The following is a 26,810-nucleotide window of genomic DNA, read 5'->3' on the forward strand; positions in this document are numbered from 1 at the left end:
TAGCGCCCCGTCGCTCATCCGTGAGCGGCGGGGTTCGTGTATAGGTGGGGCTGCATCGGGCGATCATCACCGCCAAATGGCCTTGGGGGAAAACAGGGGCGAATTTTTTCCGGGCCGACTGGGCATGTTGTGAATGCAATTACCCATTCTTTATCCGAAGGCGTTGGATCTCTAATTTGAGCGCTGCGACCGCGGCTTCCCCCCGAACACCCCTCATCCCTTGGCTTTAGCGATCAATGGCGCCGGGAATGCCATCGAGCAATTCTGCGCGGCCGCGACGCGGGCATCGCCAGCAGGTGCTCAACCTCGCATCCATGCCGCCATTCTTCCGAGTAGGATGAAACCTGACGGCCGGCCAAGTGAGACCAGACCACCCGAGCTCCCGCACCAAACATGGCTCTCTCCAGCAACGCTCAAACAAGTCGGGTGATCAAAACCGCAGTGTGATCGATCTCGAAGGTATGCTCGTCAACGTAGTTCACGAGGGCTCCGGTATCGAGCGTGTAGGAGGTACAGCTCAAGCCCGGATAAAGGCACCAAACAATGACGGTGTGGCAGTTTCCTTCATCATCCTCGCATGTAATTCGCGACATTGGGGTAGGCATCACCGCGATCGACCTCGCCCGGGCCAGTGGAGGCCTGCGAGCGGAAGATTGGGTGGGCCTCCAACTTGAGTGACGTGGTTTTGACAATGAGCCCATTCTGGCACCTCGCGACACCCCGCAGGACTTCAACCCATTCCGATACCCACTAGTTCCTGAGTGGAACGATTCCCATCGCCGCAACGTTCTCAGCGAGTGGTGGAGTAGGTGAAGTGTGCGCGCGTCGATTGTTGCGGTCTGGTCCTGGATCCGATGCACTCAAAGGACCCGTGGTCTTTCGGAAAGAAGATCCGCGCCAGGCCCTGTTGTTCGACACAGACGCACCTATGCCCGCCCGCATCGAGCCGTGTCTGGCCAAGCTTGTCAAAGCCCCCCCGAAGGGCGAGCAATGGGCCTTCGAAGTGAAATGGGACGGTTATCGACTGGCCGTCCATATTGAGCTGGGCGGGCAAGCTCGTGTGATCACTCGCGGCGGGCACGACTGGACGGACCGCTTCCCCACGATAGTTGCGGCAACGAAGGTGCTGCCGGTCGACAGCGCCATTTTAGACGGCGAGGCGGTCGTGCTTGATGATCGAGGCCTCTCCGACTTTGCCGCGCTTCAAGCCGCCCTCGGTGGCCGCGGCGGCAAGCGCAACGCCAGTCTTGCTGTGATGTTCGCGTTCGATCTCCTTTACCTTAATGGCAAGGATCTGCGGCACCTCTCGCTCGCTGAACGGCGCGTTCTTCTGGCGGCTGTCATCCAGGCCACCACTCCGGGGATCATGCTGAGCGAGGAGATAAATGCGGAGGGCGACGCGTTCTTGACGCTCGCCTGCAAGATGGGCCTGGAGGGCATCATCGCGAAGCGTCGCGACGCCCCTTATCGATCAGGCCGCGGCGGCGAATGGCTCAAGATTAAATGCGTGCAGTCCGAGACGTTCTTCATCATTGGATACGAGCCGTCTGCGGTCGCGCTCGGCGGGATCGGTCGACTGCTCTTAGCAGCTTGGCGTGGTGAGGGGCTCACATATGTCGGCGGGGTCGGCACGGGATTTACGGAGCGATCGGCGAGGGACCTCAGGGAGGCCCTCGATCTTCTCTTGATCGCCAAGCCGGTCTTGCCGATCAAGCGCGCCGCTACGCGATGGGTAAACCCGCAACTGGGCGCCGAGATTGAATTCCGCGGCTGGACCAACGATCAGAAGCTCAGGCACCCATCATACAAAGGCCTCCGTGACGCGGCGGATTTCAGTGGAATCCTGGAGCTGCGCTCGGAGTCCGAGAGCGAGTGATAATCCTCGACCGCCGTCCTCAGCACATCCAGTGCGAAGCTCTCGCTCTCGCCGGCCGTTGCCCCCTTGACGAACCGCTTTTCGCTGATTGCCCGCGCGAAGCCCGTCGCTCCGCACTATGCTCCGCATAGATCATTGAACTGGCCCGCAATGAAGCGCCGAGCGAAACGGCCATAGGAGTTCAGGTCGGGCAAACCGAATACCGACCACTGTGCCCGAAAGGCAAACGGGGGGCGAGGGATCCGCAGGCACAATGTTATTCCGTCGGCCCAGATTGAATCAGCGGTCGACAGAGTCGCGGATCCGCTCGCATATAACCTCCTCCGTTATGACCTCGAAGCGCTGGAGAATGTGCGGGCCAAAAGTGTGGATCATTGGGATGTCAGCGGCATCCCGGCCCCTCGCGACCAGGATTCGACCGACGCGAGGCATGTTGTGGCGGGCGTCGAATGTGAACCATTGGCCTCCGAGATACGCCTCGAACCATGCATTGTAGTCCATCGGTGCAGGGTCCCTCGGGACGCCTATGTCTCCAAGGTACCCATTACAGTAGCGCGCAGGAATATTCATGCAGCGACACAGCGCTACCGCCAAATGGGTGAAATCGCGGCAAACGCCCACACCTTCCGCCAGCGCTTGGCCCGCCGTGCGGGTGTTCCTCGCGAGTTGATAATCGAAGCGGATCTGCGCGTTCACAAAGTTGCAGATTTGTTGGACGCGATTCCAGCCCGGAGCGAAATTGCCAAATAGCTGCCAGGCAATGGGCGAAAGTTCATCGACCTCACAATAGCGGCTTGCGAGCGTATATTCGAGCACTTCGGACGGCAGGTCACCCGGAAAGATCTCGGGAGCGTCGCGGTCGACGACATCGACCATGCCAGAATCCACTACAATCATGTCGTTCGCGAAGGCCACCCCGCCAGGCGGGATGACGAGGCGACGGCAGCGATTTCCGAAGCCGTCGACATACGCTGCGTGGGGGACGTCGTTGCCCGTCGATAGGGACCGAATGGTACTGGTCGGGCCCCGCACGATGTCGGTATGGCGGGTGGGATGGGGATCCAGCAACAGGATTGCGGGAGTCGGGATGTGGCTCACGACTTCGATCCGATAGCCACACCGAATGTACATATCACTGATCCTCGTCCGTGCTGCTCGCGACAGCCGAACCCCCAGAACGGGCGCGAGGTTCCTCGACCGAATGGCGAGACTTTGGACATTGCCGCCCACTGCGAGCCCTGCTTGTCCGTGTCCTGCTTGGACAGCGGGAGACTTTGTCGCGGCATAGGTCGAGCTGGTAGTCGCTAAACCAGACGCCGCACTACCGCTGCTGTTGCAGGCGCCAAGTGGGTAGGGAACTTTCGCCCAACGCTACAGTTGCGGGTTTGCTACCGCAGCGCAGGAGCCAATTCCATGACGTTCGTTCAGCAGATCAAGGAGGGGCAAACGGTCGAGGGCGCCGACGGAGGGCATGTCGGCACCGTGGACAGCCTCAGCGTCCAGTTATTGAAGCTGAAGAAGAATGATCCGGAATCAAGCGGTGCACATCACTATCTGGACATCGGGCTCGTGGTTGCCGTCGACGGCGACACGATCAAGCTCATCGTGCCGGCCTCCGAACCCAAGGAACGCTGGTCCGAGGCCGCTGAGTAGATGCATCGGCGCGGCATTAGGTAGCAAAGACCACCCAAGCCTCAGTAAGAATCTGACTCGGAAGGGTTTTCGCCTCCTCGCTGCGGCCGAGAACTTCGGTGAGGCGTGCCCCGCCTCTACCGGCACCTACCGGCTCCGGGGAGGTCGCCGGGATCTCGCCCCCCGAGCATACGTTCCGAAGGGCGCAGACGGGTGGAGGCCGTGTGGAAACGTCTTTCAGGGTCGTGCTCTGACGATGCGACAGGGTCTGAGGGTCAGGCTCTCATGGCCTTCATCAACGTCGCCGCGCCGAGGATGGCGATGGCCCGCTTGAGATTGTAGGCCAGCACATGGAGGCTCATCTCGGTTCCGACATTGGGGAGGTGGCGGGTCAGGAAGTGACTTCGGCCCATCCAGTCCTTGATCGTGCCGAAGACGTGCTCGACCGTGCGCCTTCGGATCCGCATGGCGTCGGGCATGCGATCGAGCCGGCGCTGCATGGCCTCGATCACCACCTCGTGCTCCCAGCGCTTGATGCGGCGCTGCTTGCCGGTGGTGCATTGGTCTTTGACCAGGCAGGCTCCGCAGCCGTCGGCCCAGTAGGTATGGAGTGTCAGATCCTTCTCGACCGATGAGAAGCGCCATGTGAGCGTCTCGCCGGCGGGACAGCGATAGGTGTCGCTCGGAGCATCGTAGGTGAAGTCCTGCTTGCCCCAGCGCCCGTCGGCTTTGGCCCCTGATGTCAGGGGCTTGGGGACGATGGCGGAGATGCCGATCTCGTCGCAGGCCAGGACCTCCTCGCCTGAGAAGTAGCCGCGATCGGCCAGCACAGTCAGCGCACCGGCTCCTGTCGCATCCTTTGCCTGACGCCCCATGCTGGCGAGCTGGCTGCGGTCGTGGCCGATGTTGGTGACCTCATGAGCCACGATCAGATGATGTTTGGCGTCGACCGCCGCCTGAACGTTGTAGCCGACGAGGCCAGTGCCCTTGCCGTTGGTGGCCATGGCGCGGGCGTCGGGATCGGTCAGCGAGACCTGACGGTCTGGCGCCACCGCGACGACGTGGTCCATCGCCTGGAGGTCACGCATCTGCTGACGCAGGCGATCAAGCCGGTCCTTGAGGCGGATGCTGCGCATCTGCGCGACGTCATCCTCCTGCCGGTCGGCCGTATCGAGCAGCGACAGATAGCGTGCGATGCTTGCCTCCACCTGCTCCATCCGGCGACGGATCGCGCCGGGCGTGAAGTTCTTGTCGCGCGTGTTGACGGCCTTGAACCGGCTGCCGTCCACGGCCACGGTGCCGCCTGCCAGAAGGCCGAGTTGGCGGCACAGCACGACGAACTGCGCGCAGGCAGCCCGGATCGCAGCCCCATTGTCACGGCGAAAGTCGGCGATGGTCTTGAAGTCGGGCGCAAGCTTGCCCGTCAGCCACATCACCTCGACGTTGCGGCCGGCCTCGCGCTCCAGCCGGCGGCTCGACTGAACCTGGTTGAGGTAGCCGTAGAGGTACAGCTTGAGAAGGGTAGCGGGGTGGTATCCAGGCCGCCCCGTCGAGGCCGGGCCGGCAAAGCCCATCGTTCCCAGATCGAGTTCGTCGATGAAGACATCCACCACCCGGACCGGATTATCTTCGCTGACGTAGTCCTCAAGACAGTCGGGCAGGAGCAGTCTCTGCAGCCGGGTCTCGCCTTCGATGTAGCGCGCCATGCAAGCCCTCGGATCGCTCCAGAAAGCCTACCAGATCAGCCCGTTTCCACACAGCCTCGGTGGTTTGCTGACGTTCCTCCAGGCCGACCGAAGGGGCTGGGTCGCGCCATTTGCGGACCATTGGCGCATTGCCCAGAAGCAGACCCTACGAGTGAGTTGGCCAGAGTTCCGCTCTCGATCCCGGTGTCTACGTTGAGCTTTGTGCAGAGCTGGACGCGGCGCTTTCCCTCGCTCGTCGCCTCATCAGACTGCGGCGAAGATGATTGTGCCGCTGAACGACGTAATGTTTTGACTGATCGTCTTCCGAACCAATCATATGATGAGCGAGGATGTCGTTGTGGGAGAGCATCTCTACACCAGCAGCTATGCGAACTCCGATCCGGCGACTCTCCGGGATCCTCTGAAGACGGTGGTCGGAAGGTTGAGTTAAGGAGCGCTGAATGCTGCTCTCCTGACTCGCCCGCCCTGGTGCGAGAGCGGAACACGGGGCAACGCCATGGGTGACGTCGCCGTGCAGTGCGCTAAGCTGACCTTGCCGAGTTCGTGGGCGGCCCGCGGCTGAAGCGCCAGAGCCCGAGACCGTGGCTGGCAGGCGCTGATCAGACGTCTTCGAAGCGAGGCGCAGTTCGGGACATGTGCCATGAACATCTCGATGTCGCGTCTCCTGCTGATCGCCGCAGCGGCGTTCGCGCTGCTCACCGCGGGTGTCGTGGGTTATCTCCTATGGTCACAGCCCCTGCATTTGCGCGTCGCGGCGGGCCCCAAGGACGGGATCGATGCCAAGCTGCTGATCGCCTTCAATCGCCTGCTCGACGTCAACCGCGCCGGCGCGCGCCTGGATCTGGTCGCGACAGCCGACATGCACGAGAGCAGCCGGCTGCTGGAGAAACGGGAGGTTGATCTCGCCGTCGTGCGGCTCGACGATCCCTTGCCGACCAGCGCGGCATTGGTCGCGATGCTGCGCACCAATCTCGTGATCGCCGCGGCACCGGCGCGACAAAAGCTCGAGAATCTCGCCGATGTGAAGGGCAAGCGCCTCGGTCTCGTCGCCCGCTCGCAGCTCGACGAGCCGTCTCTCGTCCGGTTGCTCGACATGCTGGGCATCACACCGGCCGAGGTTCACCTGACGATCGTCAAGCCCGAGGACGTCGCCGGGCTCATCGCCAGCCGACAGCTCGACTGTGTCGTCGTGCTCGGCGTCCCGGCCGATCCGGTGGTCAGGGACGTGGTCGCCGCGGTGGGCGACAAGCGGAAGAATCCCCCGACCATCCTCAGTATCGAGCTTGGCGAGTCCCTGAAGCAGAATACCCCGGCCGCCAGTTCCGAGACGATCGAGAAGAACGCCTTTCCTCGCCTGTCCATTCCCGATGACGACGTCGACACGGTTGGGGTTCCAACCGCGCTCGCCGCCAATCGCGCTTCGACCGGCCCCATGCGCGTGCGGCTCTACAACAACGCGATCCTGGAGGTGACGCGCGGCCTGCTCGAACGGCGCAGCGAACTGGCGCGCGAGGTGCCGCTGGCCAGCCTGATCACAGCGCCGGACAGCGAGAAGGATGCACGTTTTCCGCTTCACCCCGGCACCGCCGCCTATCTGGAAGATACGGACACGAGCTGGGCGACCCTCTTCAGTGAACAGATATGGAATGTCGTGCTGGTCGGAGGGATCGTCAGTTCGACGCTCGCTGCCGCCGGCGGCTTCCTCAGCAAGGGCGGTCCCGATCGCGTGGGAGGGATCCTGTACCGACTGAAGGAAATCACCGAAGGCGCCGGGGCCTCGACCGATCCAGCCGACGCGCCAAGGCTGTCGCAGGAACTCAGCGCCATTGCGATTGACATGGCAACCCTCGGCTACCAGCGCCGGTGCAGCTACGAGGAGTTTGCGCCGCTACAACTCGCCTATGAGAGTGCTCGCGACGCTGTCGCCACCCTGCGAGCCGGACCACCCGCAACGGCGCGCAGCAATGCGGCATCAGAGGGCGCTGCGAGCGCTGCCCCTGCGTATCCGTTGACGGCCGTCTCGGCGCAGAAGCACAACCAGTCGAAATGAATGCCCGCCCACAGGATCCGGGCCTAACCCGCGCCGCCGGGTGGTCGAGTTTAGAGCTGTGCGTCGATCGGGAGGAGCTTCAACAGGTCGGCGACGAGGCGCCGGCGGAAGCGGGTCTCAGGCTCGTCGGCATAGTGACGATTTGCCCCTCCCGCGTCGCCTCCCAGACGCTGCCGCCGCCACTCGCCTCGAGAAGGACGCGATAGCTTTTGGCGGCACGACCCCGGTCGCCATGGAGGCCACCAGCCTTTCCGCAAGCTCGGAACTCTCGATATAGAGGCCGGTTTCGGTGTTGATCACGGCGGAGCGTGGATAGAGGTTGAAGCTGTCGATGAACACGGCTTGCAGGCCATGGACTTGGTGTGCAAGGCGGCAGGCGACCGGCCGGAACGAAGCGGCCAGCCCGGGCCGGTAGGCGTCGGTAGCCGGGCGCAGCTCGTACAGCTCCATCCCATTCTTCAACAGCCGCCCGCGGGCTTTGGCTAGCCTGAGTCGTTCGAAGCCAGTGAGTTGGTCAGCACGCGCACCCGGAGCGCCTTGACGGTTGCCTGCGCCCTAGCGCGAAGAAGGAAATACGGCGCCCGATTTTTGACTTTCCGTCCCACGCGGATGTCTAGACGTGCACCCACTTTGAGCTTCTGGCTGTGCTGCACTCGTGATGTCCTCAGGTACAATTTTCACACCGCCCCGGTAGTGGCAGAGTCGATCATCACGAGCGCATGTTGTCTTCAAAGTCCTGGAGACCGGAAATGACAAAGATTAAATTTGCCGTATTCGCTATGGCGACAGCCGGAATCGGCTTCACCGGCCTTGCCTCGACAACGGAAGTCGCAAATGCCGTCGTTTACTGCACGTATATCGGTTATCCGAGCGGTTGCGTTGCGCGGCCCGGTGTTCGTCTCGTCGCTCGGCCAGTCGGAGTTGGCGCCGTCACCGCGCCACGTCCGGGAAATCGCAACGGGGGTGTCAACCGGGTCGGCGTTCGCCGCTAGCTCCTTCCGGCTACCGCGCCAGGCCTTCGACGCCTACAATCTCGCTCCCTGACGTGCGCGAGCGGCGGGAGTGAATGCCTGCGCGGGGTGATTGCGTCCGCTCGGCAACCATTGGGGATTCGATCAGACAGCACCTGATCGAGTGTCCGGGTTCCATGCTGCGAGACAGAGCATGAACTACGTCGTCGAAGCCCTGCGCAACAATCCCGAGCTCGCCATCTTCCTGACATCGCGCTCGGCTTCCTGATTGGAAAGGCGAAAATCGGAGGCTTCAGCCTCGGCGTCGTCGTCGGCTGCCTGCTTGCGGGTGTGCTGGTCGGTCAGCTCGACATCAAGGTGCCCGCCGTGGTGAAGACGGTCTTCTTCGACCTCTTCCTCTTCAACACTGGCTACAAGGTCGGCCCGCAGTTCTTTCAGGCCTTGAAGCGCGACGCGCTTCCACAAATGGCGCTGACGGTGGTGCTCTGCGTCACATGCCTTCTGATGGCGCTCGGCTTCGCAAAATTGCTGAGCTTCGACATGGGCACGGCGGCCGGACTTCTTGCTGGAGCGTTTTCGGAGTCAACCGTCATCGGAACCGCAGGCGAAGCGATCCAGCGGCTCGATCTTCCGCAAGCGGAGCGGACCGCGCTCATCAACAACATCCCCGTCGCCTACGCCGTCACCTATCTGGTCGGGACGGCGGTCCTTCTCTGGTTCCTGCCGAAGGTCGGTCCCAGGCTGATGGGCATCAATCTGCGCGAGGCCGCGGCGCAGCGCGCGGAGAAGGCCGGCCCGGGCAGCGATGCCGAGGGGATCACCTCCGCAGCCCGCTTGTTCGACGTCCGCGCCAAAGCAATTGTCATCCACATCGCGCAACGATCATGTTTCGCGAGCGGATTGCCCCTTCGCGGATGCTAATGAAATAACTATTTCCACCGTAATTGAACGGAATTGTTGATTTGAAAATCAACGTACAATGAACTGATAAAAATTCATCGTCCCAACGTAATCTAACGTTCGGCGCTCGGTAAATCTCTTTTATCACTTATTCGTGATCTGGTGGGAGGCGCGTAGTCTGCGCAACTTAATCGTGAAAATGTTGAATTGCTAAACGCCAACTGGCGACAACGAGCGATCGACCCCCAATATCTAGGCCGCTTTGCGGTTCGAAAGCAAGCTGCGTCATGGGCCATAACCTGATGGAGTGGCATACATGAAGACAGGTCAGTATTTGCGGATCGGCACTGGAATTGTCAGTGCGTTGAGTCTCCTGATCGGTTCAAGTTACTTGTCGACAGCGAAGGCCCAGCAGATCAACGGCACGCTTGGCCAGCCGAGCGCGACAATCACCCTCGATGGCAAGCAGCTCCCGGCGCCGCCCCCCAAATTCGGCGGCGTGATCAAGGAAACGCTCGAGGGATCGAAGGTCTGGTGGCCGCCGCGTGTGGCCCCGCCCAAGGGCGCGCCCAATGTGCTGCTGATCATGACCGACGATCAGGGCTATGGCGTCAGCGGGACTTTTGGCGGTGTCGTCCCGACCCCGGCACTTGACCGCGTCGCAAAGGCCGGCCTGCGCTACACCCAGTTCAACTCGACCGCTTTGTGCTCGCCGACCCGCGCGGCCTTGCTCACCGGCCGCAATCACCATTCAACCGGCAACGGCGTGATCACCGAGTTGTCGACCGGATTCCCCGGCTATGACTCGATTATCGGTACGGACAACGCGACCATCGGCGCCATTCTCAAGGGGAACGGCTATCCGACCTCATGGTTCGGCAAGAACCACAACACACCGGATTTCCAGTACAGCGTTGCCGGCCCCTATGACCAATGGCCGTCAGGAATGGGGTTTGATTACTTCTACGGCTTCCAGGGCGGCGAGACCGACCAATGGACGCCCTATCTGTTCCGCGATCACACCCAGATTTTCCCGTGGGTCGGCAAGCCCGGCTACAACCTCATTACCGATATGGCTGATGAAGCCATCACGCGGCTGAAGCAGCTTGACGCTGCCGCGCACGACACGCCGTTCTTCATCTACTACGCCCCCGGTGGAACCCACTCGCCGCACAACCCGACGCAAGAGTGGATCGACAAATTCAAGGGCAAGTTCGACATGGGCTGGAATGCCATGCGCGACCAGATCTTCGCCAACCAGAAGCGCCTGGGCGTGATCCCCGCGAATGCAAAACTCACGGATTGGCCCGATAGCCTGCCGAAATGGGACAGCTTGTCACCCGACCAGAAGAAGCTGTTCGCCCGTCAGGCCGAAGTCTTCGCCGGCTATGCGGCCTATACCGACAACGAAATCGGCCGCGTGATCCAGCAGGTCGAGGACATGGGCAAGCTCGACAACACGCTGATCATCTACATCGTCGGCGATAATGGCACGAGCCCGGAGGGAACGCTGTCCGGTACGCCGAACCAGTGGACCGCCTATAACGGCATCCTCGACTTCCCGATCGCCGAACAGATGAAATTCTACGACACTTGGGGGTCGGCGGCCAGTTACCCGCATATGGCTGTTGCGTGGTCATGGGCGTTCGACACGCCATTCAAATACACCAAGCAGATCGCATCGCATTTCGGCGGCACGCGTCAAGGCCTGGCGATTAGCTGGCCCGGCCATATCAACGACCCCGGCGGCATCCGCACCCAGTTCCACCACATCATCGATATCGTGCCGACGATCCTGGAAGCGACCCGCATCAAGGCGCCGCAGACGGTCAATGGGATCAAGCAAAAGCCGATCGAAGGCGTGAGCATGGCCTACACTTTCGACAAGGCCAACGCGAACGCGCCCTCGAAGCGAAAGACCCAGTATTTCGAAATGATCGCCAATCGCGGCATCTACAATGACGGCTGGTACGCCAACACGACACCGCCGCATGGCCCCTGGATCTTGAACGCGCCCCTGCCGCCGATCAAAGACTACAAATGGGAGCTGTACAACCTGGCGGAGGACTACTCTCAGGCCAACGATCTCGCCGCAAAAATGCCGGGCAAACTGAAGGACATGCAGAAGCTGTTCGTCCAGGAGGCGGCCAAGTACAATGTGCTGCCGCTGGACAACAGATCCTTCGCACGAGCGGTCGAGCCGCGGCCGAGCGCCACTGCGGGCCAGACGGTGTTCACCTATACCGGTGTGAATTCCGGCATCCCCATGGCCAACTCACCGAACGTGATTGGCCGGTCCTATAAGATTACCGCCGAGGTAGACGTTCCCCAGGGCGGCGGCAACGGAATGCTCGCCACCACCGGAGGGCGCTGGGGTGGATGGGGCCTTTACCTGCTCAACGGCAAGCCGGTGTTCAATTACAACATGCTGATCCTCGCCCAGTACCGCTGGGAAGGCGCGGATGCACTCACCCCGGGCAAGCACACGATCGCATTCGAGTACACCTATGACGGCCCGGGCATCGCCAAGGGAGGCAGCGGTGAGCTGAAGGTGGACGGCAAAGTCGTGGCCACCGGGAAGCAGCCGAACTCGATCGCATTCTTGCAGGTCTCCGACGAGACCTTCGATATCGGCGTCGATACGCGCACGGAGGTCAACGCCAAGGACTACCAGGTGCCGTTTGCCTTCGACGGCAAGATCGACAGGCTGACCGTCAATCTCGGGCCGATGCAACTGGCCAAGGCGGACCAGAGGAAATTGCGGGAAGCGGCCGCTCGGGCGAAAGACTAGGAATGGTTGGCTCAGGTGGTGCCGGATCACTCCGGTGCCACCCGGGTTCCCTCGGCAACCTTCAAAATCGGCCAAAGAGCGATCCGGCTCGATGAGGGGCGGCCCCCAGGCATCCCTATCCGCTCCTTCAATGGAATCCGACCTTTCCGGACGGTTCTCGCCGGCAAGCGGTACGCCGTCATCGTGGTTTGCCACCGCCAATGGAAAAGCAACCTGGCGGCGCTGAAGACTCCGGAAATGAAAAAGGCGGGCTGAATTCGTCAAGGGGAGCGACTTCATCGGCGCTGGCGATCCGCTCGGCTCGATGCTGGCCTTGATGGGTTATATCGCCAAGGGCGTGGTCCGGAACCGCTGACGTGAATTCCTGGGCGTGTGCGACGCCGCCTACCTCCTCCTGCCGGGTGAAACACCAGATGACCATGCGAACTCTGCAAACCGCGACCGCAGTCGTCGAGGCCGGAGCAGGCCTGGCGTTGTTAGGCGTTCCATCGGTCACGGCGTGGCTATTGCTTGGGGCGGCGCTCGACGCGCCCGTCGCCGTGAGCCTGGTGCGCGTTGGCGGCGTCGCGATACTTGCGCTTGGTATCGTCTGCTGGCTGGCGCGGGGTGATGCACAGAGCCGCGCCTCGCGCGGAGTGGTCGCTGCGATGCTGTTCTATAACATTGCAGTCGCCAGCGTGCTCGTGTTCGCCCGCTTTGGCCATGGTCTGCACGGCATGCTGCTGTGGCCAGCGGTCGCTTTTCACGCTGCGATGGGCGTCTGGTGTGTCCTGAGTCTGCTGAGAAAAGACAAGAGTCTCGTGCGATAGCCGCGCGCGGACCACCGTGGCACGATCTGCCCGAGCACCGGCCGATAGGCAACATGAGCCGCCTGCTTTCGGCGATCAAACCAACTTCGGCTTTCCACGGTGGGCTCAACTGATCGCTGCAACACACTCGGCGAACGTCTCTTCTGGGGTTCGATAGAGCAAGGTTTTTCTTGGCCGTTGGTTGAGCTGTCGGGCGATGGCGCTGAGCTGGGCCTGGCTTTGCAGGGACAGGTCGGTCCCGTGAGGTAGGTACTGTCGCAGCAGCCGATTGGTGTTTTCGTTGGAGCCGCGTTGCCAGGGTGATCTGGGATCGCAGAAGTAGACCTCGACGTTCGAGGCGAGAGCCAAGCGCTTGTGATCGGCGAGCTCCTTGCCCCGATCCCAGGTCAGGGACTGATAGAGTTCGCCGGGCAGTTTCCGGGACTGTTTGATCAGGGCGGAAACGACGCTCTCGGTGTCCTTGTTGGCGATCTTGACCAGCATCACGTAGCGCGAGTGACGCTCGACCAGCGTGGCGACGTAGCTGTTCCGGGCCCCGCCGATCAGGTCGCCTTCCCAATGGCCGGGCACGGCGCGATCCTCGACGGATGCGGGCCGTTCGCTGATGGAGACCGCATCCTTGATCTGACCAAGGCCGTTCCGCTTCAGGGTGGCGTGCCTTGAGCGCCGGATCGTTCGTCGAGCCCTGAGGTGGTCCAGAAGCTCCTTCTTCAGCACGATCGCGTCTGGATGAACAGGCTGCGATAGATGGTTTCGTGCGACACCTGATTGTGCGGCTCCCCGGGCCAAGCGCGCTTAAGCCAGCCGGCAACCTGCTCGGGCGACCAGTTCCGCCGCAGCTTCCCGGATACTGTCCGGGCCAGGTCAGGTCGGCAAGCCAGCTTGCAGCGTTTTGGACGTAACGCCCGGTCCCAGGCTGCCTGATCGGAGCCTGTCGCGCGATACCGTTCCGGCCCGCCGTTGCGCACAACCTCGCGGCTGATCGTTGATGGCGATCGACCCAGCAGCCGAGCGATCCCTCGCAGCGAGCAGCGGGTGCTGAGCCCTCGGGAGATTTCCTCCCGCTCGCTCAGACTGAGGGCGCGCGAAGCCCGCGTCCGATCTGGAGGCCGGATGCCGCCGGTCGGAGAAAGAACCGAAAACACCGACGAGGACTCTCGATCGAAACGCCGTCCGATCGAACTCATTGACACGCCGGCCTTCCAACGATCCCAAATCTCAGCCCGCTGGGCCGCCGAATAAGAGATCCGCCGCCGCTGCTTCATCACCCACGCTCCCTCTCCGAAGGAAAAGTAGCGTGTTGCGTTCACCCGTTGAGCCCACCACCCATTGCGGTCGGTTGGGGATGGCCGCATTACGGCAGCCCGGTTGAGGAGCTGCCTCGCCAATCAGCTCGCCTCGACGCCATAGGAGCTTGCAGACACCCGTATTTGCGAGCTTCGACGTTGTGCCTAGGGTGGCGAGACCTTTAAGGGAACCGCGGCCCAATCGGCAAGTCTGGTCGCGGATCACCGCTGCGCGGCCCACCGGGCCGTGTCAGGAGGGCCGAAGCACCTTACCGCCGAGCATTGCGACTAACCCGAGAAATCCGACCCGCGCTATCCCGGTGTATAGTCCGTCCACGACGCCGGCTCCTGGCCGTGGCGCCCGAAGGGCTCGGGCTTGATCGCCTCGAGGACCGTATCGACCACATCGAGGTAACTCTGCCACATCGGCTTGCCCTCGAACGTGATGTTCTCCGGGTGCCCCTCGCGCCGGCATAGCGCCCGCGCTGCGGCTTCTCTCGGGTCTGATGGCTTGGTGCTCATCGTCGCCTCCATGCTGATAGCGCCTGATCTGCCTCAGCCCTGAGCATGGCTGATGGGCCCGCTCGTCCAGCGATCTCGGCAGGCTCGATCCGCCAAGCGTCGTTGCCACGCAAGCAACATTAGGGTGGTCGTTTGAAGATCAGAGACTTCACGCCGAATTAAATCCAACCTGGCGAGGAATTCTTTATTTTTCTGCATTTGGCATATGGGCGCTCTCCCGGCGCTTAAAACAAGGGAAACATCAGAAGGATCGTCCCTAACTCAATACATCTTACAACGACGACCGGCGAGGAGCCCAAGCCCTCACTGACACCCGCACCAGCGGATCACCGGCCGATCTCCCGTCGATGCTTTGCCGCAACACGACGCGATAAACGCTCGACGTCCTCAACGTCGCCAGCCTCCTCGGCAACGCGCAAGCTGCGAGCCGCCTGTTGCAGCCAGCACTCCGCCTGACGGAGTGCGTGAGCGCGCGTTGATCCTGCGCGAATGGAGCGTCTGGCAGCAGCTTCGTCGAGCAGGTCAATCATCGTCACTGCGCTCCGCAGGTGTCATATCGCAGCGGTACGACCGCTACGATGCGTCGGATACAGATGTATAGCGAGCTCATGTTCGACACGGTCACGAACGCGACGATCATCATCACCATTGGCCATCAATGAAGAACCCGGCCCCACCGAAGCGAGACCGGGCTCCCGTCATACGACAACGGTTTGTCGGAACCGTTCAAGGGTCCGCACTCTCAAGTCATCCTCGTCTTCGGCGACGGCGACCAGGGCGGCCACGATGTAGGCCAATCTGGTACGCTCCTTCTCATCACACGCATCGGGAATGGTCGATTTGATTTCGTCCCACGCAGCGTCCAGAGCTGCCTGTGCCCGAGCGAAGATATCGTATGCGGTCACGTTCGAGAAAGGACAACTCCCGCCCGTGAAGGGCTTCTGGTCATTGACCATGTATGACCCGGAACACTTCTTCGCTCCCAACGCACTAAAGCGCTACGCGCTCGGCACGAAGAACAAGACGCTCAAGTACAACACCGATGGCAGCCTGACCATCTATCTCGGTCACAAGTCACCTGGCCAAGACAAGGAATCCAACTGGCTACCGGCCCCGAACGGCACCTTTTCGGTCTGGATACGTGCCTACTGGCCCGACCAGCCGATCCTCGACGGCCATGGAAGCCACCGGTCATTGCGGTCGTAAAGTAGCGGCAGCCCGGGCGCGTGGGCGAGCCAACTCACGCTGCACCGAGCTGATGGCGTCTTCAGACGCATTTGGCGACGCAGGAGCCGGACACGAACTAGACCCGGCGCCCCTTTCGTAGACGAGTGTCGGCAATTGCGTGACGAGCAGACATTTAACCCGATGGATCGGCACGTCAGCAAACCACCGAGGCTGTGTGGAAACGGGCTGATCTGGTAGGCTTTCTGGAGCGATCCGAGGGCTTGCATGGCGCGCTACATCGAAGGCGAGACCCGGCTGCAGAGACTGCTCCTGCCCGACTGTCTTGAGGACTACGTCAGCGAAGATAATCCGGTCCGGGTGGTGGATGTCTTCATCGACGAACTCGATCTGGGAACGATGGGCTTTGCCGGCCCGGCCTCGACGGGGCGGCCTGGATACCACCCCGCTACCCTTCTCAAGCTGTACCTCTACGGCTACCTCAACCAGGTTCAGTCGAGCCGCCGGCTGGAGCGCGAGGCCGGCCGCAACGTCGAGGTGATGTGGCTGACGGGCAAGCTTGCGCCCGACTTCAAGACCATCGCCGACTTTCGCCGTGACAATGGGGCTGCGATCCGGGCTGCCTGCGCGCAGTTCGTCGTGCTGTGCCGCCAACTCGGCCTTCTGGCAGGCGGCACCGTGGCCGTGGACGGCAGCCGGTTCAAGGCCGTCAACACGCGCGACAAGAACTTCACGCCCGGCGCGATCCGTCGCCGGATGGAGCAGGTGGAGGCAAGCATCGCACGCTATCTGTCGCTGCTCGATACGGCCGACCGGCAGGAGGATGACGTCGCGCAGATGCGCAGCATCCGCCTCAAGGACCGGCTTGATCGCCTGCGTCAGCAGATGCGTGACCTCCAGGCGATGGACCACGTCGTCGCGGTGGCGCCAGACCGTCAGGTCTCGCTGACCGATCCCGACGCCCGCGCCATGGCCACCAACGGCAAGGGCACTGGCCTCGTCGGCTACAACGTTCAGGCGGCGGTCGACGCCAAACATCATCTGATCGTGGCTCATGAGGTCACCAACATCGGCCACGACCGCAGCCAGCTCGCCAGCATGGGGCGTCAGGCAAAGGATGCGACAGGAGCCGGTGCGCTGACTGTGCTGGCCGATCGCGGCTACTTCTCAGGCGAGGAGGTCCTGGCCTGCGACGAGATCGGCATCTCCGCCATCGTCCCCAAGCCCCTGACATCAGGGGCCAAAGCCGACGGGCGCTGGGGCAAGCAGGACTTCACCTACGATGCTCCGAGCGACACCTATCGCTGTCCCGCCGGCGAGACGCTCACATGGCGCTTCTCATCGGTCGAGAAGGATCTGACACTCCATACCTACTGGGCCGACGGCTGCGGAGCCTGCCTGGTCAAAGACCAATGCACCACCGGCAAGCAGCGCCGCATCAAGCGCTGGGAGCACGAGGTGGTGATCGAGGCCATGCAGCGCCGGCTCGATCGCATGCCCGACGCCATGCGGATCCGAAGGCGCACGGTCGAGCACGTCTTCGGCACGATCAAGGACTGGATGGGCCGAAGTCACTTCCTGACCCGCCACCTCCCCAATGTCGGAACCGAGATGAGCCTCCATGTGCTGGCCTACAATCTCAAGCGGGCCATCGCCATCCTCGGCGCGGCGACGTTGATGAAGGCCATGAGAGCCTGACCCTCAGACCCTGTCGCATCGTCAGAGCACGACCCTGAAAGACGTTTCCACACGGCCTCCACCCAACCCGGCCACTGCGCGCGTACTCAAGCGAGCCGTCAGCCTCCCCTTTCACGCTTTTATTGCTCGTCTTAGAATCTCAAAGATTACAGCGGTTGACCAACCAAACAACAGAACGCCATTCATTGCCGTCATTGGTCCCAGCAAATTCCAGCGACCCACCGGTGTCACGTCGCCGTAGCCGAGCGTTGTATAGTTTACGAAGGAAAAATAGATCAGATCGGTGCCTTCTGACGCGGCTCCAACAATAGCGTAAGCTAATGCCCAAACAAGAACCTCTGCAATATGCGCCGCCATCAAGAAAGACACGGTAGCAATCATAACGATTATCAACCGAAGCGTGTGGCGATACGTTGCATGAGCGAAGGTGATTCTCGCCGCCCACATAACAGCCGCCATCAAAAACGCATGGATGGCGATGTTGCACGCGCTGACTAAAGCGCCCACGAGAACTTGGCGAAGCATCGAGAACGCTCCAGCGGGGCCGATCACACGACCGAAGGCTGCAACAGATAAAAGGTAATCGCGAATATCAGGTACACTAACAGCACGAGCACTCCCACGGACCAAGCCGAGCGTCCGCCTTGGAACCAAAACGCTCGAGGCGCCGTTTTGTTGGGCACCGCGGCACCGCCGCCATCCTTGGGAGAACCACCATGAAAACGCTGATCATCGCTTCCTTGATCGCCACGGCGACCTCCTTCGGCGCCATCGCCCAGACCTCGACGACCTCGCCGGCACCTGCTCCGGCGCCTGCCGACGCGAACGCCCCGCTGCCGGGCGCCAATAGCTTCACGGAAGGACAGGCTAAGAGCCGCCTCGAAGCGAATGGCTACACTAACGTCACAGGCCTGAAGAAGGACGACAACGGTGTCTGGAAGGGCACGGCCACGAACGCCGGCGCTCAGGTGAACGTCTCCGTCGATTACCGCGGCAACATCACCCGCAACTGATCGATGTCCTTCGCACTCACACCTCTGGAGACAAACATGACTCGTACAATCACTCGTTCCTACGACACCTATGACCAGGCTGCCGCAGCGGTCGAGAAGCTCGAACAGGCCGGCATTTCGTCGACCGACATCAGCGTCGTCGGCCGCGATGAGCGCGCCAAGGACAGCAACGCCGCCGAGGGCGCTGGCATTGGCGCAGGCATCGGCGGAGCGGCCGGACTTCTCGCCGGCATCGGCCTGCTGGCAATTCCGGGAATTGGTCCCGTCGTTGCCGCTGGCTGGCTGGCGTCCACCGCGGCCGGAGCTGTCGCAGGCGCGGCTGCTGGTGGTCTCGTCGGGTCACTCACCAGCGCCGGTGTCGACGAAGACGAGGCCCACTACTATGCCGAGACGGTTCGTCGCGGCGGCACCGTGGTCTCTGTGAGAGCCGCCCAGGAGTACGCCGCCACGGTCGAGGCCATTCTGGACGGTGCGACCCCGATCGATCGCGAGAGCCGCGTCGCTCAGTACCGTCGGGAAGGCTGGACCCGCTTCGACGAGACGGCCGATCCGTACGTGCGCGGCCAGGCCGGCATCTGATCGAAGGCGAGCAACAGGCCGCCGGGGTTCGCCCCGGCGGACTTACGTGGCGAAGCGTTCGCGGGGAGGTTGGCATTGGCCTCCCGGCGATTCGGCGCGTGGTCCGGCGCCGTGTCGCACTGATCGTCTCGCGCCCCTTGCTTTGCCGAGCGCTTCGGCCCGGCGGCTGACCCCGTTCGTCGAATCCTCCCAAGACGCTGAAGGATCTCCGGGTACCGACTGGAATCCTGGCGGCGAGCGGCTCGACGCGAAGAGATCCCGCCCGCCGGTGATACTGCTCATTCCGACAGGCAGGACGTTACCGACAATCAATTTGGTTGCATTGCGGGATGCGCGGAAGCGGCGGGCGCTCTTGAGATGAAATATGCAGTTGTTCGCCATCGTCGCCAGGCCGACGGGTGTGCCGATCACGCCATGCAGGGCACCGATAGCGGCGCCACGTTACCCGCCCGCCGCCGCGAGCAGGTTAGCTCACCGCCTCCGTCGCCAATTCCGGCATCGCCATGCGTACGCTGCCCAATGAAGCGCTCGGACGTCGGCAAAGCGGCGGCCTCATCTCAGTGGCTGAACCAGTTATACAGCCACAAAGCTCCGTAACCCAGGAGCATAAGCCACGCGACCATGACCACAAACACTACCGAGGCGAATGAGCCCCCTCGAACGCGAGGAGTATAGTCATTGACGGACGCCTGACGGCCGTCGGTCGTTTCGGTCCCAATAGTGACAAGTTGCCGGTGGTCGATTGCTGTCATTGGGGCTCTCCGTTCCGCTCCGGGCAAACTCCGATCACCAGAGAGCCCTTCGCTGGGGAACTCCGGGCCAGCACGCTATCGAAAGAAGGCGAGCAGGATGATGATCGGCAAGGGAATACCCAACATCCAAAGAAGTATGCCGCGGCCCATGGTCTGTCCTCCTGTTTGTCCAGCCTGAACCAGCGACAAGCAGGAGTGTTCCCGGCCCATCGGTTCCGGCTGGAACTATTTGGCTCCGCCATCTGTTCATTCGACGTCACACACGTGGCGGTGCATCCGGAGGGTCCTATGAACGGCGTCATCTACATCGTTGGCCTCATCGTGGTCGTATTGGCCATCCTTTCATTCCTCGGTCTTCGGTAGGGGCGGCATCATGTCCGTGAGCACACCCAACGTCGTCGTCACTTCTCCCGCCCCACGGGGCGCCACCGGCTCATATCTTGAATGGAGCGCCATTTTTGGGGGTGCGGTGCTGTCCGCAGCCATCACTACGGTCATGGCAGCTTTCGGCTCTGCCCTTGGCCTTTCCATGGTATCCGCCGACACCGCGCGATCTTCGGGCCTGACAGCCTTGACCATCGCTGCCGGACTTTGGGCCATCTGGATCACGGTTTCGGCCTGTAGCGCGGGTGGCTATCTCGCCGGCCGTATGCGTCGACCGGTGATCGACGCCAGCGACGATGAGCGCCAACTCCGCGACGGTGCGCATGGCCTGGTGGTTTGGGCTGCCGGAGCGTTGATCGTGGCGATGATCGCCAGCTCGTCACTGCTCGGTGCTGCCAAAACAGCAGCGACCGGTGCGGCTGCCGCAACTGGCGGCGCCGCCGCTCTGATCAGTCAGCAGGCGGACCCGCTGGGTTCGGCCCTGGACTCAATCATGAGGTCAACTGGCACCACGGCGCCAACCGCCGGTGAACGCGAGGAGGCGTCCCGGGTCATCATGACCGGCCTTACATCAGGAAAGCTTGATCAGGCTGACCGCGACTACATTGCGACGCGCGTCGCTGCCCGGATGAACATCCCTCAACCCGAGGCTCAAAAGAAGGTCGATGACGCCTTCGCGAAACTTCAGCAGGCGAAGGAGACCGCAAAGCAAGCTGCTGAGCGCGCTCGCAAGGCCGCAGTAATTACCGCATTCATGACCGCAGCAGTGCTGTTGCTTGGAGCAGCGGCAGCCTGGATGGCGGCCCAACTTGGCGGAAAGCATCGCGACGAGGAAATGGATCTCGGATCGCTGTTCGGCCGGCGATGAAGGAAATTGGAGGGGCTCGCAGGGCCCCTCCTGATGCACGGAGAAACCCACGTCCAGCCCGTTCGACGTCACTTCGGTCTATCGCAACTGCGCCGGTCAGTGTCAGCGGCGCAACGAGCCAAATCGGGTGTCCGAATGTTCCATAAAATTCACCACGGTGTGCAATGGCAAATTACCAGGATTCAGCGGCCGATCTCGGTAGCGATGCGTCGCTATTCACTCGGCTTTCGCAGACCACAGCCCGGTGGGCGGGGAAGCCTCAGACCTTCTTTGTCGCGATCGCGATTATCATTATCTGGGCGCTGTCAGGACCCTTGTTTGGCTTCAACGACACCTGGCAGTTGGTGATCAACACGTCGACGACGATCGTCACCTTTCTGATGGTCTTCATCATCCAGAACAGCCAGAACCGCGATACCTGCGCCATGCAGATCAAGCTGGATGAACTCATCATCCGTCTTGAAGGGGCTCGCGAGGAGCTTCTCGACCTCGAGGAACTCGACGAAGAGAAACTTGAGGCTCTTCGCACTGAATATGAGCGTCGCGCGAAGCGTGCCCGCGAGGACAAGCCCCCTGCACCTCAAGTCAGTTCCTAGGCTCCCCGATGGCATACATTCGCGAAAGGCCGTCCAGGTTCACGCAGCTATCACAGGCTGCGGCGCGATGGACCAGTCGTTCGCGAGTTCTGTTCGGCGTCCTGGCTGCTGTAATTATGGCGGGCTTGGCCGGGCCCCATTTTGATTATTCCTCGGGCTGGCAGCTTATCATGAGCACCGCGGTCACCATCGTGACCTTCCTCATCGTCCAGACCAGTCAGAATCGTGCGGTCACGGCGATGCAAATCAAGCTCGACGAACTGCTCAAGGCAGTTGAGGGCGCAAAGGACAGGCTTGCCGAAATCGAGGAGCTCGATGAGGAACAGCTTGAAAGGCTTCACCGAGAATATCAGGCGAATGCTTCTTCCCAGAGATCAGAAGATTAAACGAAGGGTTGGGTGGCGCTTCCTTGGGGCCGTTTCGGACCGACTGATCCTCACGGCTCGCGTCGTTAGAACAGCGTCTCCCGAAAGAGTTCTGCGATCGGCTCCCGCGCAAGCGATCGCCATCACGAGCGAGGTATGCTCCCTTCGGGGCGTATCGTCACGACGGGGGCGAGAGCGCGTTTCAGAGTGGCCCTCTGGGAAGGTCGTTCCAGTAGTCCCTCATATCCTGCCGACGCTTCCGACCTGGCGAAACTTTCTCGTCCCCATAGAAGGCCGCGGCGGCTCGGACCCGGGCCTCGGCAAGCTCAGTGCGATACCCCCCGAGCACTTTGTCGTAAGCGAGCTTTTCCCATGGGATCGTAATGTGGTGACTGCCCATGCCGAGAAATCCTCCAAACGTCACATCGACGTAGAGTACGCGACCACTTGCCTTATCAATCAACAACCGCTTGATGGTGCCGAACTGAACGTCCTCGCGGCCGAATACGGCAGTTCCTTCGACGCGATCACTTTCGATGATCGGGTGGGATACGATCGCTCGCTCGACGGGTCCCCAGAGATAAAAACCGTCCTCGATGATGCCGACTGCCACGACCGCTCTGCTGATGGCGGCGGTCCATTCCTCGTCGGGCCCGATTTGTTGAAGAAGGCTCCACGGCGCAAGATCCGGGGGCAAACTGGCGCCGGCAGGCTCATCTGTGAAGCCGCGTAGGTCAGGGGAGTTCACGGCGTGGAACAAGTAGTAGGTTCTCATGAGCGCCTCCTCTATTAGATGGATAGCACGCCCCGTGGGCGGGTTCGCCATCGTTTCTCAGACGTGGCGCCTGAACCCCATCACGGCCGTAGCGCCGGTCCACAAGAGCGCGGTGACGATGGTTGACCTGCTCGACGAAGCTGCTGCCAGACGTTCCATTCGCACCGAATCTATGCGCTCTCACTCAGGCGGAGCACTGGCTTCAGCAGGCGTCTCGCAGTTTGCGCGTCGCCGATGAGGCTGGCGACGTCGCGGACGTCGAGCACTTGAGCGCGACGTGTTACGGCAAAACGTCGGCGGGAGATCAAGGTATGATCCCGAGATTGGTGTCAGGTCACTTCGACTTGGTCGTCGTCGTTCGAACCGCCGCCCGGTCGAGCATCATTAAAAAGCCGCCTACTTGCTGCACTGAGGGAAACCGCCACTAAAAGGATCATCCTGCAAATGCCCTCAGGCAGAGGCCGGCTCATGCTGCGCCATAGCTACTCGGTCCCTGGACGCTACCAATTCGAGCCGGCTCGGCTGGCGTTTGGGAGGGATCGTTCACCGGGAACATAAGGGGCATCGATCGAGGTGGGATGTCGGGAGAAGTGGAACTCATCTGCGTGGGCGGACTGGCCCTTAATATTTCCGTCACGATATATTGCCCGACGACGTTCACGGCGTTGCGGGAAGAGAACGTGGGTGTGGTCCTGCCACTCCGCGCCATGATCTAGTTCTCGATTTCGAAGATTTCCACGAATCAGCCACCTCTCGCCCGCCCTAGTAGGATCGGTGTCGGAGTTTCAGGTCGGTGGTCCAGCCGCGAAACTCTATTTCTGCGGCCAGTTGCGGCTTAACCCAAAGAACACCGGCGCGCTTTAGCGCAATGCTGGGTTTATGGGTTATCAGGCGATCGAGGTCTTTGCGCAGCGCGTTTGCTGATCGCTCCGCAAAACCCGTGCCGAACTTCCGACATAGGAGAGCCGATCGCCCCTCAATGCTGCCAAAAGCAGGAGCCCAATCCCACCTAAGGCAGCGGCAGACGGTTCATACCCCACAATGGCGAACGTTTCGGACTGCACGCATTTGATCTTGAGCCATTCGCCCGCGTGGCCAGAGCGGTAAGGTGCATCGCGGCGCTTCGTAATGATGCCCTAAAGATCCATCTTGCAGGCCAAGGCGAGGAATGCATCGCCATTAGCTTCAACCTCTTCGCTGAGCATGATTCCGGGTTCGGTGCCCTGGATCACAGAGGCCAGCCGGCGGAAGCGCTCGCTCAGCGTCATGCGCCTGACGTCGCGGGCGTGGCAAGGATCGATGGGAACGGCATCGTACTTCCCCTGCGATGAGAGGAGTTTAGAGAAATTCCTGTCTCGCGGGAATTGCAAGAGATGACGCGCGCGCATCCGCTACGCCACCACGCTGATGATTGAAATCGTTCCGCGGCAAGGAACTTGCAGGCGTCTGATTGGGTTCAAGCCAAGCAGCAGCATCGAGGTGCTAAAATGGGTTCTTTGCCGAGGCTAAATCATTCGAGCTTTAGACCCAGCCGGCTGTCGGATCGTAGGTTTTCGGCGGCGCGAGCGAGGTCGATCGCGGCCATGCCCACCGAATTATCCCGAGTGACATGCGAGGACGAGGAGGGGGACATTCACACCGTAATAGTCTGGCGCCTTTATCCCGGGCTTTGCAGCACTTCCTACACGCTCGATACGGGTGCAGCCGTAACCTATGTCGACGAATGCACATTCGAAATCGATCACACTGCTGTACTGATCACACGAATGGACTGACGATTGGTGGAGTTGTTCAGTTCCGCGCGTCGGGTGGCGCGCTACCGCTTTTTCTAGCGCCCCGGTTCCAAGGAGGGCGTGTCCGGCTTTCTGCACTGTGCCTCTGCGGATCAAGGCGGCGAAGCTCGCTGACTAGGTGGCGCGACGCACGGCGGCGATGACTGACGCCGCTGAGTGCGGCTTCCGCAGAATGTTACCCTCGAGCGCATTCCGTTCGGGTGAGATCGAACGCGGCGAAACGATTTCTTGCAGCAATCAACGGACTGCGTGACACGTCGGTGAGCGCACCCCCTATGCTGCCAACTTGATCGCCTCCAATACGGCGGCATGGCTGTATGGCTTGCGTAGAAAGGTTACGTCGGCGGGCATTTCGTGGGGCTCGGGTTGAATGCGCCCGCTCGCGATTATGATTGCAATCGGAGGCCAGCGGTTCCGAACCACGAAGGATAGCCTTAGCCCATTCATCGAGCCCGGCATCTCGATGTCGGTGAAGACGATGCGAATGTCGGGCCGGGCCTCCAGTAGCTTGAGAGCGTCGTCGGCATTACTTGCCTCAAGTGCCTCGAAGCCGGCGTCCTCAAGCATCAAAGCGGCATCCACTCTGATGAACACGTCATCTTCGACGACAAGGACAACCAAGTCAGCCATGGACAAAACTCACAGGGACGACGCAAGCGCCGTCCGAAACACTAAATTATAAAGAAAGCAGCAATTTCACTTCGACTCACGTTACGGGATGGCCCGCCGAGTGCCGCTCGGCGGGCCATCTCGCTCTCTCAGGCCGCCTTGGCGACCGCGACCGCGGCCGAGTTGGCGGGGCCGCCAAGCTGGGTCAGCAGCTTGTCCGTTTTGGTCTCCTCGGCAAGCGTCGCATCAAGCAAGTTCACCGCCTCCTTGTGCCCGAGCTGCTGAGCCCAAGCCTTCAGGGTCCCATAACGTGCGATCTCATAGTGCTCGACGGCCTGCGCCGATGCGATCAAGCCGGCGTCCAGGGCTGGACTATCCCCGTAGTCCTCCATCACCGCCTTACCTTCCTCGATGATGCCGAGGATGGCATCGCAGGTCTTGGCCCGAGGCGCCTTGCCGATCGATTCGAAGACGTCGCCCAGGCGCTCGACATGACCTTCCGTCTCGGCCTTGTGGGTCTCGAATGCCTTCTTGAGTTCAGGCGACTTCGCCGCCTTCGCCATCTTGGGCAGGGTCTTCAGGATTTGCTTTTCCGCGTAATAGACGTCCTTGAGCATGTCGTGGAACATCTCGTCGAGCGGCTTGGGTGTCGTGGCCATGGGTCATCTCCGATCCATTGAGGGGCTGATGGCTCAACGGGCGCCGGCGCGGAGAGTTCCTCGCTAGTCCGTGAATAAATCCGGAAAATAATCAGCTATCCGTTGATCAAAATCCGCGGACTTTACCGCTCCAGGACTTGGAGATTGAAACTCTGCTTACGATCGCGCTTGTCGCGGGATGGGCGGCGTTCCCCGTGATGGCCCCATACATCTGGAGAAACACATGACCCGTACCATTACCGGCTCCTACGAAGACTACGAGACAGCCGCCGCCGTGGTCGAATATCCAGGAGAGGCCGGGCGCAGCAGCTTCCAGCGCGCGAGGCGCTCGACGGAATAGACGGGTTGAAAGGGCCGTGTAAGCTGTCTGGACGGCCCGTGCGTGAGCATAGAGGGTGAGCAGATGGAGAAAGTCCGGACGCTCCGCCAGAATTCGCGCAAGCATCTTGCTCTTAGTCCGGTATCCGTTCACCGAGCCCTGCATTATCCCCTCAGAATAAGTTGACGTCGGCGTCAATCATCAGTCCAAAAGGCGGCATTCCCTCCCTGCCGAATAGTCCAAGCTCGGCGCGGAGCACTCCCGGAGACACGGGATGACGGATTCGTGTCCGGACTCAACGAAGTAACTGTGGTCGTCCTTCTCATTTGCCTCGGACAAGGCAATCACCGCTGCAATTCGACAAGTTTCAGTAGATCCTTGCTCCCGGCGAAGGCCTCGTGTTCTGACGTTCTGAGAAGTTATTTTTTGATATTCCAGTGGATATGAGGCATCTAAACTCTTCGTTCAAAAGACAATGGTGTAAGTTTTATTTATCAAACAAATCACAATAACATGAAATACATTTCATTTACATTCTAATTACGCTAGAAATCTCGTTTCGTCCTTTACCGGACAGTGAATGACGCCTACTGATACGATAGATGATGAAGGCGCCGGCGGAATCCGTGAACGGCCACGGCCATCCTTTGATTAGGGTTGAGCCTTCCGATG

General features: G+C 61.3%; 24 protein-coding genes and 1 pseudogene. 13 read left to right on the forward strand and 12 right to left on the reverse strand.

Going from position 1 to position 26,810, the window contains the following annotated elements; translation table 11 throughout:
• Positions 1–233: 233 nt before the first annotated feature.
• Positions 234–395 carry a DUF7696 family protein gene (locus tag BIWAKO_RS37565; RefSeq protein WP_465247411.1) on the reverse strand — a complete coding sequence of 54 codons (162 nt, stop codon included), beginning with the start codon at positions 393–395 and terminating at the stop codon, positions 234–236.
• Between the two features lie 476 nt (positions 396–871).
• Here BIWAKO_RS37565 and ligD point away from each other — a divergent pair, with 476 nt between their 5' ends.
• Positions 872–1,876 (forward strand): non-homologous end-joining DNA ligase, encoded by a 1,005-nt coding sequence (gene ligD, locus BIWAKO_RS19795; protein ID WP_244523491.1) that lies wholly within the window; start codon positions 872–874, stop codon positions 1,874–1,876.
• A 279-nt stretch (positions 1,877–2,155) separates the two neighbouring features.
• Here the strand turns inward: ligD and BIWAKO_RS19800 are convergent, their stop codons facing one another.
• Positions 2,156–2,974, reverse strand: coding sequence for a transglutaminase-like domain-containing protein (locus BIWAKO_RS19800; protein WP_371332008.1), 819 nt, complete (start codon positions 2,972–2,974; stop codon positions 2,156–2,158).
• 315 nt (positions 2,975–3,289) lie between these two features.
• Here BIWAKO_RS19800 and BIWAKO_RS19805 point away from each other — a divergent pair, with 315 nt between their 5' ends.
• Positions 3,290–3,529: a DUF2171 domain-containing protein gene (locus BIWAKO_RS19805; RefSeq protein WP_069880115.1), complete on the forward strand. Its 240-nt coding sequence runs from the start codon at positions 3,290–3,292 to the stop codon at positions 3,527–3,529.
• Positions 3,530–3,783: 254 nt separating this feature from the next.
• Here BIWAKO_RS19805 and BIWAKO_RS19810 read toward each other — a convergent pair whose 3' ends face one another.
• Positions 3,784–5,214 carry an IS1182 family transposase gene (locus tag BIWAKO_RS19810; protein WP_069879486.1) on the reverse strand — a complete coding sequence of 477 codons (1,431 nt, stop codon included), beginning with the start codon at positions 5,212–5,214 and terminating at the stop codon, positions 3,784–3,786.
• 640 nt (positions 5,215–5,854) lie between these two features.
• Between BIWAKO_RS19810 and BIWAKO_RS19815 the strand changes: the two genes are divergently transcribed.
• Positions 5,855–7,264: a TAXI family TRAP transporter solute-binding subunit gene (locus BIWAKO_RS19815; protein WP_069880116.1), complete on the forward strand. Its 1,410-nt coding sequence runs from the start codon at positions 5,855–5,857 to the stop codon at positions 7,262–7,264.
• A gap of 117 nt (positions 7,265–7,381) precedes the next feature.
• Here the strand turns inward: BIWAKO_RS19815 and BIWAKO_RS19820 are convergent, their stop codons facing one another.
• Positions 7,382–7,714 (reverse strand): phospholipase D-like domain-containing protein, encoded by a 333-nt coding sequence (locus tag BIWAKO_RS19820; protein ID WP_069880117.1) that lies wholly within the window; start codon positions 7,712–7,714, stop codon positions 7,382–7,384.
• 803 nt (positions 7,715–8,517) lie between these two features.
• On the opposite strand from BIWAKO_RS19820, the gene BIWAKO_RS19825 reads away from it, so the two are divergent.
• The 3 genes from BIWAKO_RS19825 (at position 8,518) to BIWAKO_RS19835 (ending at position 12,735) form a co-directional block, all read left to right on the forward strand.
• Positions 8,518–9,156: an aspartate-alanine antiporter-like transporter gene (locus tag BIWAKO_RS19825; RefSeq protein ID WP_244523661.1), complete on the forward strand. Its 639-nt coding sequence runs from the start codon at positions 8,518–8,520 to the stop codon at positions 9,154–9,156.
• A 295-nt stretch (positions 9,157–9,451) separates the two neighbouring features.
• Entirely contained in the window at positions 9,452–11,926 is a 2,475-nt protein-coding gene (locus tag BIWAKO_RS19830; RefSeq protein WP_069880119.1) for an arylsulfatase, read from the forward strand.
• Between the two features lie 413 nt (positions 11,927–12,339).
• Complete coding sequence (locus BIWAKO_RS19835) at positions 12,340–12,735, forward strand: hypothetical protein (RefSeq protein WP_069880120.1); 396 nt, start codon at positions 12,340–12,342, stop codon at positions 12,733–12,735.
• A gap of 105 nt (positions 12,736–12,840) precedes the next feature.
• Here the strand turns inward: BIWAKO_RS19835 and BIWAKO_RS19840 are convergent.
• Together BIWAKO_RS19840 and BIWAKO_RS19845 are read right to left on the reverse strand one after the other, a co-directional pair.
• Positions 12,841–14,000, reverse strand: a pseudogene (locus BIWAKO_RS19840) (IS30 family transposase).
• Positions 14,001–14,333: 333 nt separating this feature from the next.
• Positions 14,334–14,543: a hypothetical protein gene (locus tag BIWAKO_RS19845; RefSeq protein ID WP_069882642.1), complete on the reverse strand. Its 210-nt coding sequence runs from the start codon at positions 14,541–14,543 to the stop codon at positions 14,334–14,336.
• Positions 14,544–15,473: 930 nt separating this feature from the next.
• On the opposite strand from BIWAKO_RS19845, the gene BIWAKO_RS19855 reads away from it, so the two are divergent.
• Together BIWAKO_RS19855 and BIWAKO_RS19860 are read left to right on the forward strand one after the other, a co-directional pair.
• On the forward strand, positions 15,474–15,749 hold the full coding sequence (locus BIWAKO_RS19855) for a DUF1214 domain-containing protein (protein ID WP_244523492.1): 276 nt from the start codon (positions 15,474–15,476) through the stop codon (positions 15,747–15,749).
• Between the two features lie 246 nt (positions 15,750–15,995).
• Positions 15,996–17,426 carry an IS1182 family transposase gene (locus BIWAKO_RS19860; protein WP_069879486.1) on the forward strand — a complete coding sequence of 477 codons (1,431 nt, stop codon included), beginning with the start codon at positions 15,996–15,998 and terminating at the stop codon, positions 17,424–17,426.
• Between the two features lie 111 nt (positions 17,427–17,537).
• Here the strand turns inward: BIWAKO_RS19860 and BIWAKO_RS19865 are convergent, their stop codons facing one another.
• On the reverse strand, positions 17,538–17,951 hold the full coding sequence (locus tag BIWAKO_RS19865; protein ID WP_069880123.1) for a potassium channel family protein: 414 nt from the start codon (positions 17,949–17,951) through the stop codon (positions 17,538–17,540).
• A gap of 191 nt (positions 17,952–18,142) precedes the next feature.
• Between BIWAKO_RS19865 and BIWAKO_RS19870 the strand changes: the two genes are divergently transcribed.
• From BIWAKO_RS19870 to BIWAKO_RS19895, 5 genes are all read left to right on the forward strand, one after another.
• Positions 18,143–18,439, forward strand: a complete 297-nt coding sequence (locus BIWAKO_RS19870; protein ID WP_069880124.1) for a PepSY domain-containing protein — start codon at positions 18,143–18,145, stop codon at positions 18,437–18,439.
• 36 nt (positions 18,440–18,475) lie between these two features.
• Entirely contained in the window at positions 18,476–19,018 is a 543-nt protein-coding gene (locus BIWAKO_RS19875) for a general stress protein (protein ID WP_069882643.1), read from the forward strand.
• Positions 19,019–20,143: 1,125 nt separating this feature from the next.
• A complete protein-coding gene (locus tag BIWAKO_RS19885) occupies positions 20,144–21,022 on the forward strand; it encodes a hypothetical protein (protein ID WP_141740164.1) in 879 nt (292 codons plus the stop codon).
• Positions 21,023–21,186: 164 nt separating this feature from the next.
• Entirely contained in the window at positions 21,187–21,618 is a 432-nt protein-coding gene (locus tag BIWAKO_RS19890) for a low affinity iron permease family protein (protein ID WP_069880127.1), read from the forward strand.
• Between the two features lie 8 nt (positions 21,619–21,626).
• Positions 21,627–22,004: a low affinity iron permease family protein gene (locus BIWAKO_RS19895; protein ID WP_069880128.1), complete on the forward strand. Its 378-nt coding sequence runs from the start codon at positions 21,627–21,629 to the stop codon at positions 22,002–22,004.
• 181 nt (positions 22,005–22,185) lie between these two features.
• Here the strand turns inward: BIWAKO_RS19895 and BIWAKO_RS19900 are convergent, their stop codons facing one another.
• The 5 genes from BIWAKO_RS19900 to BIWAKO_RS19910 form a co-directional block, all read right to left on the reverse strand.
• Complete coding sequence (locus BIWAKO_RS19900; RefSeq protein ID WP_084652295.1) at positions 22,186–22,758, reverse strand: PRC-barrel domain-containing protein; 573 nt, start codon at positions 22,756–22,758, stop codon at positions 22,186–22,188.
• A 762-nt stretch (positions 22,759–23,520) separates the two neighbouring features.
• Complete coding sequence (locus BIWAKO_RS37365) at positions 23,521–23,739, reverse strand: ATP dependent DNA ligase (RefSeq protein WP_084652297.1); 219 nt, start codon at positions 23,737–23,739, stop codon at positions 23,521–23,523.
• A 155-nt stretch (positions 23,740–23,894) separates the two neighbouring features.
• The gene (locus tag BIWAKO_RS36745; protein WP_244523493.1) at positions 23,895–24,146 is read right to left on the reverse strand and encodes a DNA ligase-like domain-containing protein; all 252 of its coding nucleotides are present in this window, start codon (positions 24,144–24,146) and stop codon (positions 23,895–23,897) included.
• Positions 24,147–24,824: 678 nt separating this feature from the next.
• On the reverse strand, positions 24,825–25,181 hold the full coding sequence (locus BIWAKO_RS19905; RefSeq protein ID WP_069880129.1) for a response regulator: 357 nt from the start codon (positions 25,179–25,181) through the stop codon (positions 24,825–24,827).
• A 128-nt stretch (positions 25,182–25,309) separates the two neighbouring features.
• The gene (locus BIWAKO_RS19910) at positions 25,310–25,819 is read right to left on the reverse strand and encodes a YciE/YciF ferroxidase family protein (protein ID WP_069880130.1); all 510 of its coding nucleotides are present in this window, start codon (positions 25,817–25,819) and stop codon (positions 25,310–25,312) included.
• Positions 25,820–26,810: the final 991 nt, after the last annotated feature.

The sequence above is a fragment of the Bosea sp. BIWAKO-01 genome, from assembly GCF_001748145.1.
Lineage (GTDB): Bacteria > Pseudomonadota > Alphaproteobacteria > Rhizobiales > Beijerinckiaceae > Allobosea.

Coding starts and splice junctions, on each gene's coding strand:
- BIWAKO_RS37565 (WP_465247411.1), bottom strand. CDS start 395: ATGTTTGGTGCGGGAGCTCGGGTGGTCTGGTCTCACTTGGCCGGCCGT.
- BIWAKO_RS19890 (WP_069880127.1), top strand. CDS start 21,187: ATGGCAAATTACCAGGATTCAGCGGCCGATCTCGGTAGCGATGCGTCG.
- BIWAKO_RS19860 (WP_069879486.1), top strand. CDS start 15,996: ATGGCGCGCTACATCGAAGGCGAGACCCGGCTGCAGAGACTGCTCCTG.
- BIWAKO_RS19875 (WP_069882643.1), top strand. CDS start 18,476: ATGACTCGTACAATCACTCGTTCCTACGACACCTATGACCAGGCTGCC.
- BIWAKO_RS19845 (WP_069882642.1), bottom strand. CDS start 14,543: ATGAGCACCAAGCCATCAGACCCGAGAGAAGCCGCAGCGCGGGCGCTA.
- BIWAKO_RS19820 (WP_069880117.1), bottom strand. CDS start 7,714: ATGGAGCTGTACGAGCTGCGCCCGGCTACCGACGCCTACCGGCCCGGG.
- BIWAKO_RS19905 (WP_069880129.1), bottom strand. CDS start 25,181: ATGGCTGACTTGGTTGTCCTTGTCGTCGAAGATGACGTGTTCATCAGA.
- BIWAKO_RS19895 (WP_069880128.1), top strand. CDS start 21,627: ATGGCATACATTCGCGAAAGGCCGTCCAGGTTCACGCAGCTATCACAG.
- BIWAKO_RS19870 (WP_069880124.1), top strand. CDS start 18,143: ATGAAAACGCTGATCATCGCTTCCTTGATCGCCACGGCGACCTCCTTC.
- BIWAKO_RS19810 (WP_069879486.1), bottom strand. CDS start 5,214: ATGGCGCGCTACATCGAAGGCGAGACCCGGCTGCAGAGACTGCTCCTG.
- BIWAKO_RS19815 (WP_069880116.1), top strand. CDS start 5,855: ATGAACATCTCGATGTCGCGTCTCCTGCTGATCGCCGCAGCGGCGTTC.
- BIWAKO_RS19865 (WP_069880123.1), bottom strand. CDS start 17,951: ATGCTTCGCCAAGTTCTCGTGGGCGCTTTAGTCAGCGCGTGCAACATC.
- BIWAKO_RS36745 (WP_244523493.1), bottom strand. CDS start 24,146: ATGCGCGCGCGTCATCTCTTGCAATTCCCGCGAGACAGGAATTTCTCT.
- BIWAKO_RS19885 (WP_141740164.1), top strand. CDS start 20,144: ATGTCCGTGAGCACACCCAACGTCGTCGTCACTTCTCCCGCCCCACGG.
- BIWAKO_RS19835 (WP_069880120.1), top strand. CDS start 12,340: ATGACCATGCGAACTCTGCAAACCGCGACCGCAGTCGTCGAGGCCGGA.
- BIWAKO_RS19910 (WP_069880130.1), bottom strand. CDS start 25,819: ATGGCCACGACACCCAAGCCGCTCGACGAGATGTTCCACGACATGCTC.
- BIWAKO_RS19900 (WP_084652295.1), bottom strand. CDS start 22,758: ATGAGAACCTACTACTTGTTCCACGCCGTGAACTCCCCTGACCTACGC.
- BIWAKO_RS19830 (WP_069880119.1), top strand. CDS start 9,452: ATGAAGACAGGTCAGTATTTGCGGATCGGCACTGGAATTGTCAGTGCG.
- BIWAKO_RS19805 (WP_069880115.1), top strand. CDS start 3,290: ATGACGTTCGTTCAGCAGATCAAGGAGGGGCAAACGGTCGAGGGCGCC.